We start from the raw sequence: 18007 nt of genomic DNA on the forward strand, positions 1-18007 counted from the left end.
GAACTGAAAAATGATCAACTGACTTCATATCCTGGAACAAAGCATTCGCAGGGAAAATAGCCTACTGATCGGAGAGGGCACATCAAACTCGAACCGACCAGAAGGGATTATCTGGTCAGAGGCGGCTGAGACTGCCTCTGTCCAGTATTTTGATTACTTAGAAAAGATCGCTTTCAAAATAAACACCAGAACTTCACGCAGGTAACGTATTATTCTTTAATTCTGACAAACAGATTTCTCTCGTAATTCCACCAGTAACAGGGGCTGGCGTCAATAGAAGCTGTTAATAAATCCATTGAACACACATCCTCTCAGATGAGCATATAACGTATGCCAGTTACGTAAATGAGCCTGAAAACGGAATACCCATCTTCAGGCTCATAAATTCATTCTGTAGAGAATCATTGAGGTCAGATCATTTATTAATACTCACAACCTGATTATCACTGATGGCTCCCAGATATCTCCAGGTAAAACCATGAATACTATCTGAGACAAAATGGACAGAACCATCAACCATCAGTACATGCACACCGCCAGCGTGCCAGCTGCGGGCGATACCCATATTTGAGCCGCCGGTACTGGTGCCGTTACAACCATTCGGCGTAGAAATTTCGCGAATGGTAAATGCGGTTCCGCCGATGGCAGGGCGTGCCCAGCCGTATTTTGCCTGACTGGTACTACCAATATTGCAGTCAATCTTAGTCTTGTTTTGAGCAAACTCAGAAAATGCGATGGTATTGGAAGTCCCATCTGTGATCAGGCGTAACTTCATCGCAGGATGGGTTAAGGCCGTTCCTGCTTCGTTCAACTGCCCGGCCCGTTCTGAAAAGACACCCGTTCCGGATCCTGTTGTACCGTGTAAACCACACAGTCCGGAAGGATGATTCGATCCCGTCCCTGGATAACTGTGAGTTGCCATTGAGATCGAATCCCCAGCCGTATTTGTAACCACGTTCGAATCCGAAGTTCTATTATCACTGGGACAAATATAGACAGGAATTTGCGTTTTGACAGCTGGTCCATTAACTGTGTCATCGTACCGCAGACTCATATTAATCTGATTGTAAACATTGGCCTGATCAAGATAAGGCAGCAACATAGTGTGAACTGTGTGGAAACTGTGAGGGATTCCAGTTGTGTTTAAAGCAGTCGGGCTGTAGCTTCCGCAACAGCAGCCTCTACCGTTAGCTGAGATGGTGGCCCTGGGAAATACCCCCATGGTCGTGTCGATGTAGTTTGCCAGCGCCAGACCAATCTGCTTCAAATTATTTTTGCAGGTACTGCGACGTGCCGCCTCCCGTGCCTGTTGCACCGCCGGCAACAGTAAGGCAATCAGAATGGCGATGATGGCGATGACCACCAGAAGCTCGATTAACGTAAATGCCTTGCGTTTCATAAAATAAATTTCTCCTTCAACCGTTCCATAAATAAATTTAATGAAAAAATCTAGTGCATATCAGATTTTACTATTGCGCCTCTCGTAATAATGATACTCGATCCCAATTCCCTTGGAGACGCGACAGAAAAAAAGACATAGTCTAGTCTTCAGAAAACATGTCTCTTTTGTTGTTGAGAAATTCTTTCTACGAAATCAAAGCGATTCAAGAGAGTACATGGAGAATAATAAAGAGCCTGAGGATAGAATCCCCATCTTCAGGCTCATAAATTCATTCTGTAGAGAATCAATGAGGTCAGATCATTTATTAATACTTACAACCTGATTATCACTGATGGCTCCCAGATATCTCCAGGTAAAACCATGAATACTATCTGAGACAAAATGGACAGAACCATCAACCATCAGTACATGCACACCACCAGCGTGCCAGCTGCGGGCGATACCAATATTTGAGCCGCCGGTACTGGTGCCGTTACAACCATTCGGCGTAGAAATTTCGCGAATGGTAAATGCGGTTCCACCGACGGCGGGACGTGCCCAGCCATATTTTGCCTGACTGGTACTACCAATATTGCAGTCAATCTTAGTCTTGTTTTGAGCAAACTCAGAAAATGCAATGGTATTGGAGGTTCCATCTGTGATCAGACGTAACTTCATCACAGGATGAGTTAAGGCCGTTCCTGCTTCGTTCAACTGCCCGGCCCGTTCTGCAAAGACACCCGTTCCAGATCCAGTTGTACCGTGATAACCGCACAGTCCGTAAGGATGATTCGATCCCGTCCCTGGATAACTGTGAGTTGCCATTGATATGGAATCCCCAGCCGTATTTGTAACCACGTTCGAATCCGAAGTTCTATTATCACTGGGACAAATATAGACAGGAATTTGCGTTTTGACAGCTGGTCCATTAACTGTGTCATCGTACCGCAGACTCATATTAATCTGATTGTAGACATTGGCCTGATCAAGATAAGGCAGCAACATAGTGTGAACTGTGTGGAAACTGTGAGGGATTCCAGTTGTGTTTAAAGCAGTCGGGCCGTAGCTTCCGCAGCAACAACCTCTACCGTTAGCTGAGATGGTGGCCCTGGGAAATACCCCCATGGTCGTGTCGATGTAGTTTGCCAGCGCCAGACCAATCTGTTTCAAATTATTTTTGCAGGTACTGCGACGTGCCGCCTCCCGTGCCTGTTGCACCGCCGGCAACAGTAAGGCAATCAGAATGGCGATGATGGCGATGACCACCAGAAGCTCGATTAACGTAAATGCCTTGCGTTTCATGAATAAACTCCTTTACGAAAACAAAAAAAATAAAAACGCATATTCAGCGATAACGATTTGGAACACAAAATCGCGTCGCAACAGATATCAGATTAATGATCAACTTCTCTGGTGGTAGAACCCCTCTGGAGAGAATGCCTTCATCTTCTACTGTGTCTAACTCAATGACTGCTCTGTCAATTCAGACCAGCATTTTGCTTTTTATTATTTTTATTCAGCACAGAGCCCCGAATTCGAGATGGGAATCAGAAATACTCCGGCTTTTTTGAAAGGAATTTACTTATTTTGAAGTCAACTCAAAATCAAACGTTTTATTGGTTTCCGTAACATCTGCGGTTAATTCACTGTTCACGCCAAATTTTTTATAAGGCCCTGTTTCAAAGGCGGCTGCCCCTTCTTCTTCTGCTTTTTCCTCTTTTATCTCATTGACCATTACTGCGTATTTCGCCGGGTATACATTTTCCAGGGAATACTTACCGGCTGAATCGGTTTTTGCCACATATTGCCGATATTCTGCAGGTGCACCTGCATCAAGCCTTTTAAAAATGACTTCCACACCATCAGAGGGTTTGCTATCCAGAGTAATTGTTCCAGTAACCGTTACAGCGGTTCCGAGATCTGCCGTGGGATCACTACCACAACCAGAGAGAGCAATAAGAGAAAACAACAGAACTGAGTACAGGGCTGGTCGCACTTGGTGTCTCCTGAATCTGAAGAAGTATGAATTCGAATGAATTATTCACAAGAGAAATTAGTTTGTTTTGATGTGCTTCTTTCAGGCTACCAACAATTTTTCATAAAAGAAAGATTTTTTTTGTAATAGATATAAAGAAAATGTTATTTTATATAAACCCGAAAACATTGGCACTCACTTGTGCAGTAAGTAGAAAATCGCCTTTCGAAAATTCAGATGAGTGGTTTCTCTGCTTCTGAGAATCTGGAATGATCAGGATTGCGGAAATGCCAGAGCGATGCGCCCGATTAAATCGGATAGATAAAAGGTGCAATCGCACTACCACTGACGAGTATCAGTAAGCCAATCAACAGTAGCGCGATAATAATCGGCGCTAACCACCATTTCTTGTTATGTTTCAAAAAATCCCAGAACTCAGCCAGGATCCCCGGTGCCGCCGATTCTGATTGAGACAGGAAATCAGAAGACTGTTCTTCAGATGCATTCGATTGCGAATCGGACTGTTCTGACATTTTCGTACCTCTTAATTTCTTTTCCGTAACCAGTAATCTCAACCAGCATCAAAACTGGCGAAAATAATCCTGCTCCTGCCTGGCGCGGCGTTCTGTCTTCCAATAGGAAGTTGTCTGCGAGTCAAAATGTCTGCCAACCAGATCATGTCCCAGCAACCGTAAGGTGAGGCCGATCGGCGTAATAATCAGGTAATATACCAGAGCGATCAACAGACAGGAAACAGCCCAGCGAACAGGAAACAACAGGATCATCCAGACGAGATATACTGGTTTGATCTTCTCGGGTGCCATCAATCCCACCAGCGCGATCAGCACAGCTATTCCCGACAGCGTCACTGCCAGGGGAACCGAAGCCGACGCACGAAAGCTGACAAATGCGATCAACGCTAACAGGCTGCCCAATGCCACAGAGAAAATCCGCAGCTCACGGGATGAAGGTTTCCAGTTAATTTCTGCTAAAGCCATCTTGAGATATTGCTTTCTTCTGCCATATTCGAGAGTTTAATCCAAAGCGTACTGATCCAGGTGCAGGTCATCCTCAAAGACCCGCGCATCAGGCTGTTCTGACTTGAGAATCACAAACTGTTCCAGTACAAGCACATCCATATTGGTCGCCATAAAACATTGATAAGCGTCCTTCGGCCTGCAGACAATCGGCTCGCCTCGCACATTAAAGCTCGTATTAATAATGACCGGTGACCCCGTCAACTTTTCAAACGCGGTCAGCAGTTTGAAATACCGTCCATGACGTCGGGCGTCGACGGTCTGCAAACGGGAAGAAAAATCGACATGCGTTATGGCCGGCACACTGGATCGAACCTGTTGCAGCTTCTGCAGACCTGTGAGCTGCGCGCTTTCCGCGGTCGGAGTATTTCGCTGATGAAGTTGCATGTCGGCGACCTGCAGCATGTAGGGGCTGTCCACATCAGACGGAAAATCAAAATAGTCTCTAACCCTGCTTTGTAAAATCGAAGGAGCAAAGGGGCGAAATGATTCCCTGAACTTGATTTTCCGATTCATTTTCGACTGCATCGTTGTACTGCGTGCATCACCGAGAATGCTCCGTCCTCCCAATGCCCGCGGCCCATACTCCATGCGGCCCTGCATCCAGCCAACCACTTTTTCATTCGCGATGTAACCGGCAACCTCATCGCACAGTTCATCTTCATCTGACCGATGGTGATACACCACTCCCCTCGCATCCAGAAATTCCCGAATCTGCGTCTTGGAAAAGCGGGGGCCCAGAAAACTTCCCTGCTGTTGGTCTGCGGGTTGAATCAGTCGGGGCTGCTTGAGTAGCTGATGCCAGAGGAATAATGCCACGCCCAGTGCGCCCCCTGCGTCTCCCGCTGCAGGCTGGATCCAGATCTTTTCAAAGGGACCTTCCCGCAGGATCTTACCATTGGCGACGCAATTTAAGGCGACTCCACCAGCCATACACAGCTGCGAGAGTCCGGTCTGGGCATGCACATGCTGCACCATTTTCATCAGAATCTCTTCAGTCACCACCTGAATGGAAGCGGCCAGATCCATATCGCGCTGCGTGATTTGTGATTCAGGCTGGCGGGGTTCTCCTCCCAGCAGCTGATGAAATTTCTTCGAAGTCATGGTCATCCCATGACAATAATTGAAATAGGATAAATCGAGGCGAATCGATCCATCGGGCTTGATATCCACCAGATTATCGCGAATCAGATCGACATAACGGGGTTCCCCGTACGGGGCCAGTCCCATCAGTTTGTATTCGCCTGAGTTCACTTTGAACCCGCAATAATAAGTAAATGCGGAATACAACAAGCCGACAGAGTGGGGAAAGTAGAGTTCGCTCTGAATTTCGATGCGATTTCCCCGCCCGACTCCATGACTGGCGGTCGCCCATTCTCCGACGCCATCCACCGTCAAAAAAGCTGCCTCCTCGAACGGCGCGGGAAAGAAGGCGCTGGCGGCGTGTGACTCATGATGTTCCACAAACACGATCCGCTTATTGTACTGCTGATGTAATCCGTCATAGATCACGCGGGGAAGATGCAGCTTGGTTTTGAGCCAGCTGGGAATCGAATTCAGAAATGCTTTGATTCCCCACGGTGCGAAAGCCAGCGTTGTTTCCAGCAGGCGTTCAAACTTTAAAAACGGTTTTTCATAGAAACCAACCAGGTCGATCTGATCAGGCGTCAGGCCTGCTTCTTCCAGGCAATACGCGATTGCCTGTTCGGGGAACGCAGCATCATGTTTGATACGGGTAAACCGTTCCTCCTGAGCAGCAGCGATAATCTCACCATCCACAATGATGGCAGCTGCTGAATCATGATAGAATGCGGAGATCCCCAGAATCGCTGTCATGCAGTACTCAGTCCGAATATTGAGAAATCAAAGTGGGTTGAACCGTCATGAAAATGGAACACCTTAGTACCACAAACAAAAGTGAATCTGCAAGAGCGGTTACTGTCCCGTCCCCTGAATCAGCGTCAGCTCTCCCTGGGTCGGCAAATCGTTCCACTCTTCCTGGCTGCCATCAGGCCAGGTGAGAACCAGGCTTTGAATCGAAGTCGCATGGCCTGTGGGCACAATCACACGTGGATCGCTGGACGCCTGATAGCTGCCTCCCGCCGGGATCACCAGAATCTGCTCCACATCCCCGGTCACGACTTTCAGAGTACAGCCCAGAGGTTCTCGCGGGCCTTTGACACCGATGAATCGCAGTCGCACACTTTTGCCCTGCATCGGACTCTCATTCTGCAGGAGGGCCGCCGGTTTGATTTCATGCGTCGCCAGCAGGTCGGCATCGCCATCGTTATCGATATCACCGACTGCAGTCGCCCGCCCCAGGAATTTGGATTGAAAATAAGGCCCCGATTCCAGTGAGACATCCTGAAACCGTTTTCCCTGCCGATTATAAAATAACTGTTGTGTCATTTCGTATTCATGCTCGGTTCCCAGTGCACTCAAATCCCAGATATGCCCGTTTGCAATAAACAGATCGGGCCACCGGTCCAGGTTGAAATCGGCAAAGATGGTTCCGAACGCCAGCATGGGCCGTGATGTGGTATCCAGCCCCAGGCGGGAATTGGTGGTCAGATATCCGCCGACCTCCAGTTGTTCATAGAAATCATTAGCCGCATTTTCAAAATTGGTGACGAACAGATCCAGCAGACCGTTACGATTGAAGTCAGCACAGGCAATCCCCATTGATGACTGCGGTTCCCCCTGATCGCCGACAGCTACCCCCAGGACCAGCGCCTGTTCCTCGAATTTCAGGTTTCCCTGATTGATAAACAGAAAATTATCTGATGTGTCATTCGCGACAAAAATATCGAGCAGGCCATCCCGATTCAGATCAACAATCTGCACTGCCAGCCCTTTACCCCCGGTGGGCTGAATGATGCCTGCCGACTCTGAGCGATCCACAAACCGACCATCCCCCCGGTTCTCAAACAACAGATCCTGCTGCGCGATTCTGCCGATCGGACCGCAGGAAATCTTCACCCGCTGCGAACGAATGGTTAAATAGCAGGGTGGTTCATCGCGGGAATACTCCACATAGTTGGCAACATACAGGTCGAGGTCTCCATCTCCGTCAAGGTCCCCAAACGCGGCACTGGCGCCCCAACGTTCATCTCCGGTCAGGGTTGTCTCAGTGATATCAGAAAATGTACCATCTCCGTTATTTTCCCAGAAATAGTTTTTTCCAAACGTGCATAAATACAGGTCAACAAACCCGTCGTTGTTATAATCTCCGCAGGCAACCCCCATCCCAAAATCGGAACGCTCTACACCCGCGACCGCTGCAACGTTTTCAAATTGCACTTCTTGCGGGAGCCTTCCTATGGAACGATACAGCCGATGCACTTCACCTGCCTCTTCAGCCGGGCGATCAAAATGAGAGCCGTTGGAAAGAAACACATCCAGACACTGGTCACCATCAAAATCAAACAGCGCGACCCCGCCTCCATTCTGTTCCACCATGTAATGTTGTGGACTGGGATTTCCATAATAAGTGAATTCGAGACCACTCTGGTGAGCGATCTCTCTAAATTGAAATGGTGCCGGTTTTGCAGCTGCCTGAATAGATGACTTGTTGCTTTTTACCTTAGGAGCAACCTGACTGGCAGACGTTTGCTCGGGTTCCGGTTTAACCTGCTCACAACCGGAGATCAGCGAAATCCAGAACAGAAACAGTACAACCGAAAATCGGTGATGCATCGTAAACGGGACCAAATTGACCTCTACCCTGATACTGTAAGACATGGGAATTCGACTGACTGCCAGATTTTTATATGCAAGAGTCCACTCAGATTCAATCGAGTAATCTGATTCTTCCGTGAGTGCCACGAAGAAGAACACGAGAGACGCTACACTCAACCTGAATCAGGATTGATTTGCTTTCCCTCAATAAACATTGTTAAATAAGATCATACAACGGTTGCCGTACCGAAGCGAGTCAATCCTCGGCGGAATTCCCTCAGCAGTTTCGTCGGACAGGCTTGGCATATTAAGATCACCAGCGATGAATGACATAGTTCCTATTGAATCAGATGAATCCTCACTGTCATCCGAAAATGTTGACCAGCGATCATTGCTGAAAGTTGCTTTTCTCTTTCTTGTTCTCCTGCTCCTTGTGTTCTCACGCTGCCTGGCGTATCCACTGCTGGACTGGGACGATGAGATGCATCTCACACAGAACCCAAATCTGAACCCTGTAACACTCAGCAGCCTGGGAAAGATCTGGTCCGAGCCTTACGAAGGGCTGTATATTCCTCTCAGCTACACTTTTTTTGCGGGTGAAACGGCAATTACCCGACTACTGGGGGGGCAAAATCAGGACGAACTCTCACCCTACCTGTTTCACGCAGGGAACTTGTGCCTGCACCTCATCAATTCGCTGCTGATCTACCAGATTCTGTTTCTGCTGGTCAAAGATCGACAGGCTGCCTGTCTGGGAGGTCTGTTGTTCCTGTTACATCCACTGCAGGTGGAATCCGTGGTCTGGATCAGCGAGACGCGGGGGTTATTAAGCAATTGTTTTTCGATTAGCGCGATCTATTTTTCACTCATATTTGCATCTCATAATACATCTCACGAGCAGCCTGGCTCTTCTTCTGAGTCAAAACCCAAGCCTGCCTCACATAGTCCTCTAATTGCCGCCAGTTTCTGTTTTCTGCTCTCACTGCTGGCCAAACCCAGTTCTGTGACGACCCCGTTGATCATTGGAATTCTCGTGATCGGTTTTTTCCCTGCACAGTTAAAATCGCTGCGTCTCTGGATTGCTGGCTGGCTGATTCTGGCTGTCGCCTTCATTCTGCTGAATCGCGGAGAACAGGCAGAACTGTTGTTTGAAAGTCCCCTTTGGGCTCGCCCGTTGATCGCCGGGGATTCACTGACCTTTTATTTATGGAAACTGGTCGTACCTTATCCCCTGGCGATGCAGTACGATAAAAGTATCCAACTGATTCTGGAAACCGGAACATTATACTGGTTCTGGATCATTCCCTGTGTCCTGTTACTGATCGCCTGCTTTGTCAGACAACGTCGAATCTGGTTGACGATCGCAGGAGTCTTCATCGTCGGGCTGCTGCCTGTACTGGGCCTGATTCCTTTCGCCTACCAGTTTGTATCCAATGTCGCGGACCGCTACGTCTATCTCTCCCTGTTGGCGCCTGCACTGGCGGTAGCCTGGCTCATGCGTGGCGTTTCCCATCTTGCCCCGCGGATAGTCGTAACTGTACTCCTGCTGGTCTGTGCCAGCCTGAGCTATTTCCAGACGGCCACCTGGGGCAGCAATCAAAGCTTGTATCAACATTGCCTGACTGTCAACCCGCGTGCTTTCATCGCATTGAGCAACCTGGGTCATCTTGCCTTTCAGTCAGGTAAGTATGACACTGCCCTGCATTACTTCGAAAAATCGCTGGCAGTGATCCCCGATGATGCGGGCACGCACCAGAACCTGGGCACCACTCTGATGAAACTCGGAAAGGAAACAGAGGCGATCAAACACCATCAACGCGTGCTGGAAATCGATCCACAGCATCCGGGAGCCCACCTGGCGCTGGGTGTCTATTCTGAATCACAGGATCAGCTCAAACACGCCTTCGATCATTATCTGCAGACATTGCAGGCGGACCCCCAAAACATTTTTGCGCTGCAAGGATTGGGAAATATCGCACGCAAACAGCAAAACTTTAAGGACGCATTGAAGTATTACCAACGGGCACTACGCTTTCAACCTGATGACGTTGCCCTGAATGAAAACCTGGGGATGCTATACCTGGAACTGGGGGAGGAGCAGAACGCAATCCAACAGTTTGAACGTGCACGAAAACGGGGTTCCATCAATCCAGCGAACGAATTTAACCTGGGACTGATCGCTGCGAATAATCGAAATTTGCCTCAGGCGATTCGGCATTATGAAACGGCTCTGAACAATATCGATCCAAAGTCTTCTGCTGCCCTTTATCAGAAAATTCGTCAGGAACTGGCGCTGACATCCAACCTGCTGGGAACCATTCTGCAACAACAGGGACAACACACGCAAGCGATACCCAAGTTTGAAACCGCCATCAAATATGCAGATGACTTGGCCCCCGCTTACTACAACCTGGCAGAATCGTTACAGCAGCTTCAACAGACCACTGCCGCTCTCTCCGCGCTAAACACCGCATTGAAACTTGTGCCTGCAGGCTCAGAGCCGGCACGAGATATCCAAAAACGAATTGATTTGTATCAAAAACAATAGAAACTATGTGACCACAAAACTTATAATCAGAGACTCACATTTCTGAAACCTTTTCCGTCAGATCGAAATCCACTTGAATCAGATTTCCAATAACAAATCCAGCCAGAATACACCCGCGACACCTGGACGCAGCAGAAACAAAACCATTCTGTTTCGTCTCGCTGCTCTGGGTGTGGGACTGCTGCTCAGTCTGGTCGTTGTAGAAACGCTCGTGCGTGTTTTCGACGTTGAGCCCCCGCGATTGATTTCCAAACGACAGCTCGCTGATCTGACACAGCAGGATCAGATTACCTATTATCAATGCTATCCTGACAATCCTCACGCAGAATTCTCGCCGGTACCAGATACCTCACAAGGGAAATGGGAATTATTGACTTATACGCTCAATCCGAAACCCCTGCCACTGGACCGCCTCGAAGAGACACCCTGGTGTGTGAAATACACGCATTCTTCCAAAGGGATCCGGGACCGCGAATATTCGAACGGGACCCCTGAGAACGTGATGCGGATTGCCTGTGTAGGAGACTCGTTTGTCTTCGGCGAAGGGGTTCCCATTGAAAAAACCATCTCCCGCCAACTGGAATCTCAGCTGGGAAATCAATATGAGGTCATCAATGGCGGTCAGGTGGGTGCGAACACCATGGATGAGCTGCAGATCCTGGCAGCCATCACCCGGGAAGCAGACTGCCATCGGGCGATCTTTGTCTTTATCCCGAATGACATCCCGCTGCATCCACGACTCGCGGAACGACAGAAATATATCAATGACCTGGTTCAGATCCGTGATCAGTACCTCGACGATTACAAAAAAAACAGCTGGCATGGAGGCTACTTGAAATCCGTTAGCCTACTGACCGCTCCTTTCGAAATGGACAAAATCAAACGGGAAACCGTACAATGGTATCTCGACTCGTACGACCCTGAGTTCAACAAAGAAAATCTGCGTGTTTTCAAAGAAACGATTCAAACAATTCCTAAGATCCCAGGCTGCCGCTCCGTGTTTGTAATCTATCCACTGATGGAAGGTTTTGAATCGGAGTACCCGCTGAAACCCATCCATGCACAAGTCGCAGCAATCGCAGAACAGGCCGGCCTTCCCGTACTGGATCTGACCGATGCTTTTGAAGGACAGAAAACGTCAGATCTTTGGGTGCACCCCACGGACCATCATCCCAACGGTCAAGCCAACGCGATCGCGAGTAAAGCAATCACCGAATGGCTGAAAAAAGAGGTCCCCTGGTTTCTTGAACCAGACCAGCCACAAAAGACAAAACCCCATACCGGGTTTTAACGGCAGAGCATTCCTGCTCGCTAAAAATTTGCACCATACAAAAACTTAAACTTAATTTTCAATTTGAGATAAGAAGGTAGAGCGATGCGACAGCGAGAAATCCGATTCCCCATGGTGATACTGACATTGTTGATCACTGCGATGCAGGTTACTTATGCTGAGGAAACTACCAACGACTATAAAACGCTGAACGACATCCCGTATTACACGGCAGAGCAGACACAGCAGAACGAATACATGCAGGAACGCTGTAAGCTGGACCTGTATTATCCAACGAAAATCAAAGGCTTTCCGACGGTCGTCTGGTTTCATGGCGGCGGCTTGAAAGGGGGCAGTAAATCCATTCCCAAAGAACTACAGGACCAGGGGATTGCGATTGTTGCTGTCAACTATCGCCTGTTTCCCAAAGCCAAAAAACCGGCTTATCTCGAAGACGCTGCGGCAGCGGTGGCCTGGACGTTTCAACATATCAAAGAGTATGGCGGCAATCCCGAGCTGATTTTCGTCGCCGGTCATTCCGCAGGCGGCTACCTGACCAGTATGCTGGGTCTGGATCGACGCTGGCTCGCTGCACACGAGATCGATGCGAATAACATCGCCGGCCTGATTCCCTACAGCGGACACTGCATCACTCATATGACGGTTCGTGAAGAGATGGGAATCGAGCGCGATCAACCAATCATCGATGACATGGCTCCGTTGTTTCATGCACGTAAAGATGCACCGCCGATCCTGCTGATCACCGGTGACCGGGAACTGGAATTCCCCACACGATACGAAGAAAACGCTTACATGCATCGCCTGTTACAGGTAGTCAAACATCCGCAGGCTCAATTGTTTGAGCTGGATGGATTTACCCATGGAAGTATGGCTAAACCGGGACATTTTCTACTGCTGCAAGAAATCAAGCGCATTATCAAAGCGAAAAAACAGGCCGATTGAACTCAGCAATCAGGATTTTAAACGCAGTCGGAGTGCATTACCAATCACGGAGATCGAGCTGAAACTCATCGCCGCTGCAGCAATCATCGGGCTTAACAGAGCATGCATTCCCAGGAAGGGGACCAGAATACCTGCGGCGATCGGTATGCCCAGAGCATTATAACCAAAGGCAAACAGCAGGTTCTGATGGATGTTCTTCATCACCAGCCGACTGAGGTCAATGGCATCGACAACGCCACGTAGATCCCCTTTAACGAGTGTGACTTCGGCACTTTCAATAGCGACATCAGTTCCTGTTCCCATGGCAATGCCCACATCGGCTTCTGCCAGGGCAGGCGCATCGTTAATACCGTCTCCGGCCATCGCGACTTTGTGACCTGCATTCCGTAACGCTTTAATTTTTTCGTATTTGTCCTGCGGCTTCACCCCGGCTTCCACATCATCGATGTTGAGCGACTTCGCGACCGCCCGCGCCGTTTTTTCATTATCGCCTGTCACCATCACAATCGTGAGACCCAGGGCATGTAGCTTCTGAATTGCCTGAGCAGTGGTCTCTTTAATCGGATCTGAAACGGAGAGAAAGCCGGCAAACTCGTTCGCCACTGCAATAAAAATGATGCCCTGCCCCTGTTCGCGGAGTTGGTCCGCCTGCGAACTCAGTTCGTCTTTGATGTTGATCGACTGATCCCGTAAAAAGGACGCACTACCAATCAATACCAGCTTTCCATCGACAGTGCCTTTAACCCCTGCACCAGTCACTGAGTCGAAGTCACTGACGTCCTTCAGTTTCAACCCCCGTTCTTTTGCGGCAACCACAACTGCCTGTGAGAGGGGATGTTCGCTGTGTTGCTCGACCGATGCTGTGATCTGCAGCAGATCCGCTTCGCTATAATTCGCAGCAGGCATACATTCTGTCAGACTTGGTCGACCTTCGGTGAGTGTACCCGTTTTATCAACGACCAGTGTATCCACTTTCTGCAGGGTCTCGAGCACTTCCGCGTTTTTGATCAGGATACCCTGCTTTGCACCACGACCGACACCCACCATGATCGACATGGGAGTTGCCAGACCGAGTGCACAGGGACAGGCGATAATCAACACGGCCACCGCATTGATCAGAGCATACGCGAAGCGGGGCTCCGGTCCCAACCAGCTCCAGAGCAGGAAGGTCAGTACAGAGGCAGCCAGAACAGCAGGCACAAAATAAGAAGCAATCGTATCGACCACCCGTTGAATCGGTGCGCGGCTGCGTTGTGCACTGGAGACCATCTGAATAATCTGTGACAGCAGTGTCTCTCCCCCGACTTTTTCGGCTTTCATCAGAAACGAACCGGTCTGATTGACAGTCCCTCCAATGACGTCGTCCCCCTGCTCTTTCGTAACGGGTACTGATTCGCCGGTAATCATCGATTCATCAATCAGGCTTTTTCCCTCCTGAACGAGACCATCGACGGGCACCTTTTCGCCGGGACGTACACGCAGCAGATTACCTGCCTGTACTTCTTCCAGCGAGATCTCCCGTTCTTCGCCATCGACGACCAGATGGGCAGTCGGCGGGGCAAGGGAGAGCAGTTCCTGTATCGCGCTGTTTGTCCGCTTGCGAGCCCTCAATTCCAGCATCTGCCCCAGCAGGACCAGTACCGTGATCACAACAGTGGCTTCAAAATAGAGCTCGACCGTTCCCTCATGTTGAAAAGAAGCGGGAAAGATTCCGGGAGCCACCAATGCAATCACGCTGTAAATGTAGGCGGTGCCCGTACCAATTCCGATCAGCGTAAACATGTTCAGATTCATACTGATGATCGAACGGTAAGCGCGTTCAAACAGAGGCCAGCCAGCCCAGAACATCACAGGCGTGCTGAGCAGAAACTGAATCCAGCCTGATACAGTTGGTGAGATCCAGTTATGAACCGGAATCCCGGTCATAGGCAGCATTGCCAACAGGAACACCGGCATACCCAGAATCAGCCCACCCCAGAAACGACGGGCCATAAGCTCATATTCGGCTGCTTCTTCCGGCGAATCCTCTTTCTGAGGCATCAGCGGTTCCAGATCCATGCCACAGATCGGACAGCTGCCTGGCCCTACCTGCTCAATCTCAGGATGCATGGGACAGGAATAGATCGTGCCAGCCGGTACATCTTTGGAATCCTGTTTGTGAGACTGGTGCTTCGCATGGTGATCAGGCGGGCCATGATGACAGCAGCTCTTTTTATCCGCTGGCTCAGGCTCTGCATGCTGCGCAACAAACTTGTCGCGGCATCCCTGGCTGCAGAAATACCAGTCTTGACCCTCGACGGTTGCGTGCAAGGCAGTGGACTCGTCGACTTCCATGTGGCAGATCGGATCAGTTGCAGTCATGAAGTGCTTTTCTATTGTTGTTCAAATCTACTGATTGAGTTTTGACTGTTCTTTCTCAATCATTTTTTCTTTTAAGCTGGCTGAACGGGCAGGTCCGAATACTTTGATAGCGTGAATGACAACACCAATTCCCCAGCCTAGAAGGGGCCAGATAAACCAGTACCTGTCTGGAGATCGCGTCAGGTTTAACGCAATCAGGCCGGCATTAACAACTACGTAAATACCACAATGGATCATAAATCCCATTTTCTTCTCGACCCGCTCTTTTGCCAGGTCGTAATTTTTTTCATTCTCTGCCATTACGGTTTCTCCTGTCTCAGATTTTATACCGCAGACCATATTAAAAAAACAGATTGATTTTAAACCGTCTGCCTGAGAAAAGAATCGCAATCGCTATGCCAGTCTGGCATTAGCGCACCACATTGTCTGTAAGTTGCTGAAAATTCGGTATTATAGCTAACCCACGAGACTCAGATTTGAATTTTAATGGAATAATAGGTAATAAAAAAACGGTTGCTGCCCTGTCAGAATGAGAGATCAGCAACCGTTCGCATCAGATTATTTCTGTTGTGATTACTCTTTTGAAAGATCCAGAGACAGGGAAACACCATCATTTTTGGCCCCTTTGTCAGCCTGCAGGGGAATATTCCACTGTGCAGAATGCTGTTTACATAAGCCGCCAACTCCGTCGCGACAGTAACCAAACCGCAGATTCAAAACGTATGTGCCCGACAGTTGCTTCAATGCCGGCAACTGCAGGACCAGCTGATCACCTTCAACGGCCCCTTTTCCACGAGCCAGGATGACCTCGGGATTTTCTGCTGACTTGAAGGTAAACTTCACCGGCGCCAACGGGGAAAGTTTATATTCCGCGGGTAGCTGAGGAGTTACATTAATTTTTAATGCCGCACCAGGAACGACTTTCCGGGGAGTAACACTCAATGCCTTGCCTGAAGCTGCCGCAAAGCTATTGTCGACTGTTTTCGGCAGGCTGGGAGGCGTTAAGCCAGCAATTTTGAATTCACTGACTTTGTGATCGTCCAGATTTACGACACAGATTCGTTGATTGTTGGTGTCAGCCACGAAAAGCTGATTTCCTACCTTCGCCAGGCCCGATGGTTCAGAAAACTCAACCGGGTTCAGGCTGTTGCCATCGTTGCCGGTTCCCAGAAACGTTTTGACTTCGTTCGTCTTCAGATCAATGGTTTTCAGTTTATGATTGTAAGTGTCGGCAACAAACAGACGTCCGTTGTCATACAGAACACCCAGCGGATGCTGCAGGCGTGCCTCTTCCCCAATGCCGTCTTTGTCACCAAATTCGAACAGTGACCTGCCCCGTTCGAGGTCGGAGGTTCCTGCGATTGTGGAAACGGTTTTGTTCTTCGTATCCACCTTGCGAACAGCAGAGCCTTCACTGTCAACGACATAGAAAACATCACCATCAACGGCGATACCTGACGTCTGTGCGAAAGCAGAGGTTTCCAGAGGACCGTTGGTAATGTCTTCCCGTCCGGAGCCGGCATAAACGCCTATTTCATCGGAACCGAGTTTGTGAGACCAGATCTGATGCGGTCCCGCCATGCAGATATAGAGCACATCATCTATCACCGCCAGGGCCCAGGGACTATTGAGAGCAGCTTCTTTCAGCTTCCCGCCTGCAGAACGAAAACGCGCCTGCTCCCCAGTGCCGGCCAGTGTACTGACCTGTTTTTTCTCAAGATCGATTGTCCGGATCAGATGGTTTTCGGTATCAGCCACAAACAATGTATTACCCACTAGAGCCATTCCCTGCGGATGATCAAAGGAGGCCGTTTTATAGCCGCCATCCTGGTTACCGATCTGACCGGAGCCAATGACGTCAATCAGTTTTCCATCCAGTGAAGCAATCACGATCCGGTTATGATTACTGTCGGAAATGAATAATCGCTGCTGAGCGGGATCGGCGAGCAGTTTGCCAGGGAACTTGAGTGGCGTCTGTTTTAATTTGGCAGACTCCAGTTCAAAATGCACGGGAGTCTCATCGAGTGTGCCTTTGGCGCGATGATAAGCGATGACCTTTTCCAGAACGTTATCCAGCACTTCCCGATTGCCTTCGCCTGAGAGATGACCGCAGTAATTTCCTTCAGGATCAATCAAGACCATTGAAGGCCAGGCACGGACACCAAACTTCCGCCAGACCGTCATATTCGCATCATTGATGACGGGGTGTTTGATTTCATAACGCTGAATGGCGCGGCGGATATTATCGGTCTCTTTTTCATTATCAAATTTGGCAGAATGACAGCCGATAACCACCAGTTCGTTGGGATACTTTTTTTCCAGGTACGCCAGATCCGGCAGTACGTGCATGCAGTTGATACAGCAATAGGTCCAGAAATCGATGAGGACGACTTTTCCCCGCAGATCTTTTAGTGTGATCTCTCCGGAAGTATTCAACCACCCTATACCACCATCAATACTCGGTGCCTGGGGGCGATCTGGAAAGGGATTTTTAATTTCGGTATCGGCCGGGGCAGCGGGAGTTTTTTCATCAGCTAAAGCGGACGAGAAACCGCCGGCGAACAGCAGAGTGAAAAGTGCAACAGTGCAGGGGATTTGATTCAGAAAAGCTGACTTTCCTGGCATGCCTGATTCTCCATCTTCTGGTTGGCAACATGAGGTAGGTTCAAAATAGGATGAGGGTGCTGCGGAGTGAGCACACTTCTATTGTAAGAGCCAGACAGGAGAGTGGAACAGCTTAACCTGAATTTTTCATAGAGGAAATCAGATTCTTTCAATTCCACAATAGGAAACG

13 protein-coding genes are annotated in these 18007 nt (G+C 49.1%); 3 read left to right on the plus strand and 10 right to left on the minus strand.

All coding sequences use genetic code 11. The features are described from left to right. Window positions 1-415 precede the first annotated feature (415 nt). From Pan161_RS23715 to Pan161_RS23745, 7 genes are all read right to left on the minus strand, one after another. On the minus strand, window positions 416-1399 hold the full coding sequence (locus Pan161_RS23715; RefSeq protein ID WP_145231221.1) for a DUF1559 domain-containing protein: 984 nt from the start codon (window positions 1397-1399) through the stop codon (window positions 416-418). Between the two features lie 300 nt (window positions 1400-1699). Beyond that, complete coding sequence (locus Pan161_RS23720; protein ID WP_145231222.1) at window positions 1700-2683, minus strand: DUF1559 domain-containing protein; 984 nt, start codon at window positions 2681-2683, stop codon at window positions 1700-1702. A gap of 280 nt (window positions 2684-2963) precedes the next feature. Continuing rightward, the gene (locus Pan161_RS23725) at window positions 2964-3350 is read right to left on the minus strand and encodes a hypothetical protein (RefSeq protein ID WP_145231223.1); all 387 of its coding nucleotides are present in this window, start codon (window positions 3348-3350) and stop codon (window positions 2964-2966) included. 314 nt (window positions 3351-3664) lie between these two features. Further along, window positions 3665-3889: a DUF5989 family protein gene (locus Pan161_RS23730; protein WP_145231224.1), complete on the minus strand. Its 225-nt coding sequence runs from the start codon at window positions 3887-3889 to the stop codon at window positions 3665-3667. Window positions 3890-3937: 48 nt separating this feature from the next. Beyond that, window positions 3938-4354, minus strand: a complete 417-nt coding sequence (locus tag Pan161_RS23735; protein ID WP_145231225.1) for an SxtJ family membrane protein — start codon at window positions 4352-4354, stop codon at window positions 3938-3940. 36 nt (window positions 4355-4390) lie between these two features. Continuing rightward, entirely contained in the window at window positions 4391-6229 is a 1839-nt protein-coding gene (locus Pan161_RS23740) for a carbamoyltransferase family protein (protein ID WP_145231226.1), read from the minus strand. Between the two features lie 99 nt (window positions 6230-6328). Then, complete coding sequence (locus Pan161_RS23745) at window positions 6329-8089, minus strand: CRTAC1 family protein (RefSeq protein ID WP_197995493.1); 1761 nt, start codon at window positions 8087-8089, stop codon at window positions 6329-6331. A gap of 304 nt (window positions 8090-8393) precedes the next feature. On the opposite strand from Pan161_RS23745, the gene Pan161_RS23750 reads away from it, so the two are divergent. The 3 genes from Pan161_RS23750 (at window position 8394) to Pan161_RS23760 (ending at window position 12852) form a co-directional block, all read left to right on the plus strand. Next, the gene (locus Pan161_RS23750) at window positions 8394-10619 is read left to right on the plus strand and encodes a tetratricopeptide repeat protein (RefSeq protein ID WP_145231228.1); all 2226 of its coding nucleotides are present in this window, start codon (window positions 8394-8396) and stop codon (window positions 10617-10619) included. A gap of 73 nt (window positions 10620-10692) precedes the next feature. Then, on the plus strand, window positions 10693-11910 hold the full coding sequence (locus tag Pan161_RS23755; protein WP_145231229.1) for an SGNH/GDSL hydrolase family protein: 1218 nt from the start codon (window positions 10693-10695) through the stop codon (window positions 11908-11910). 84 nt (window positions 11911-11994) lie between these two features. Then, window positions 11995-12852: an alpha/beta hydrolase gene (locus Pan161_RS23760; protein WP_232103452.1), complete on the plus strand. Its 858-nt coding sequence runs from the start codon at window positions 11995-11997 to the stop codon at window positions 12850-12852. 9 nt (window positions 12853-12861) lie between these two features. Here Pan161_RS23760 and Pan161_RS23765 read toward each other — a convergent pair whose 3' ends face one another. From Pan161_RS23765 to Pan161_RS23775, 3 genes are all read right to left on the minus strand, one after another. Next, complete coding sequence (locus Pan161_RS23765; protein WP_145231230.1) at window positions 12862-15213, minus strand: heavy metal translocating P-type ATPase; 2352 nt, start codon at window positions 15211-15213, stop codon at window positions 12862-12864. Between the two features lie 27 nt (window positions 15214-15240). Continuing rightward, window positions 15241-15513 (minus strand): 2TM domain-containing protein, encoded by a 273-nt coding sequence (locus tag Pan161_RS23770; protein WP_145231231.1) that lies wholly within the window; start codon window positions 15511-15513, stop codon window positions 15241-15243. 273 nt (window positions 15514-15786) lie between these two features. Further along, window positions 15787-17838: a thioredoxin-like domain-containing protein gene (locus Pan161_RS23775; RefSeq protein WP_145231232.1), complete on the minus strand. Its 2052-nt coding sequence runs from the start codon at window positions 17836-17838 to the stop codon at window positions 15787-15789. Window positions 17839-18007: the final 169 nt, after the last annotated feature.

Origin of the sequence: Gimesia algae (assembly GCF_007746795.1) — a bacterium.
Lineage (GTDB): Bacteria > Planctomycetota > Planctomycetia > Planctomycetales > Planctomycetaceae > Gimesia > Gimesia algae.

Excerpts from the sequence above, each read along its gene's own strand:
- Pan161_RS23720 (WP_145231222.1), bottom strand. The coding sequence starts at position 2,683 with ATGAAACGCAAGGCATTTACGTTAATCGAGCTTCTGGTGGTCATCGCC.
- Pan161_RS23745 (WP_197995493.1), bottom strand. The coding sequence starts at position 8,089 with ATGCATCACCGATTTTCGGTTGTACTGTTTCTGTTCTGGATTTCGCTG.
- Pan161_RS23760 (WP_232103452.1), top strand. The coding sequence starts at position 11,995 with ATGCGACAGCGAGAAATCCGATTCCCCATGGTGATACTGACATTGTTG.
- Pan161_RS23775 (WP_145231232.1), bottom strand. The coding sequence starts at position 17,838 with ATGCCAGGAAAGTCAGCTTTTCTGAATCAAATCCCCTGCACTGTTGCA.
- Pan161_RS23740 (WP_145231226.1), bottom strand. The coding sequence starts at position 6,229 with ATGACAGCGATTCTGGGGATCTCCGCATTCTATCATGATTCAGCAGCT.
- Pan161_RS23770 (WP_145231231.1), bottom strand. The coding sequence starts at position 15,513 with ATGGCAGAGAATGAAAAAAATTACGACCTGGCAAAAGAGCGGGTCGAG.
- Pan161_RS23765 (WP_145231230.1), bottom strand. The coding sequence starts at position 15,213 with ATGACTGCAACTGATCCGATCTGCCACATGGAAGTCGACGAGTCCACT.
- Pan161_RS23735 (WP_145231225.1), bottom strand. The coding sequence starts at position 4,354 with ATGGCTTTAGCAGAAATTAACTGGAAACCTTCATCCCGTGAGCTGCGG.
- Pan161_RS23730 (WP_145231224.1), bottom strand. The coding sequence starts at position 3,889 with ATGTCAGAACAGTCCGATTCGCAATCGAATGCATCTGAAGAACAGTCT.
- Pan161_RS23715 (WP_145231221.1), bottom strand. The coding sequence starts at position 1,399 with ATGAAACGCAAGGCATTTACGTTAATCGAGCTTCTGGTGGTCATCGCC.
- Pan161_RS23750 (WP_145231228.1), top strand. The coding sequence starts at position 8,394 with ATGAATGACATAGTTCCTATTGAATCAGATGAATCCTCACTGTCATCC.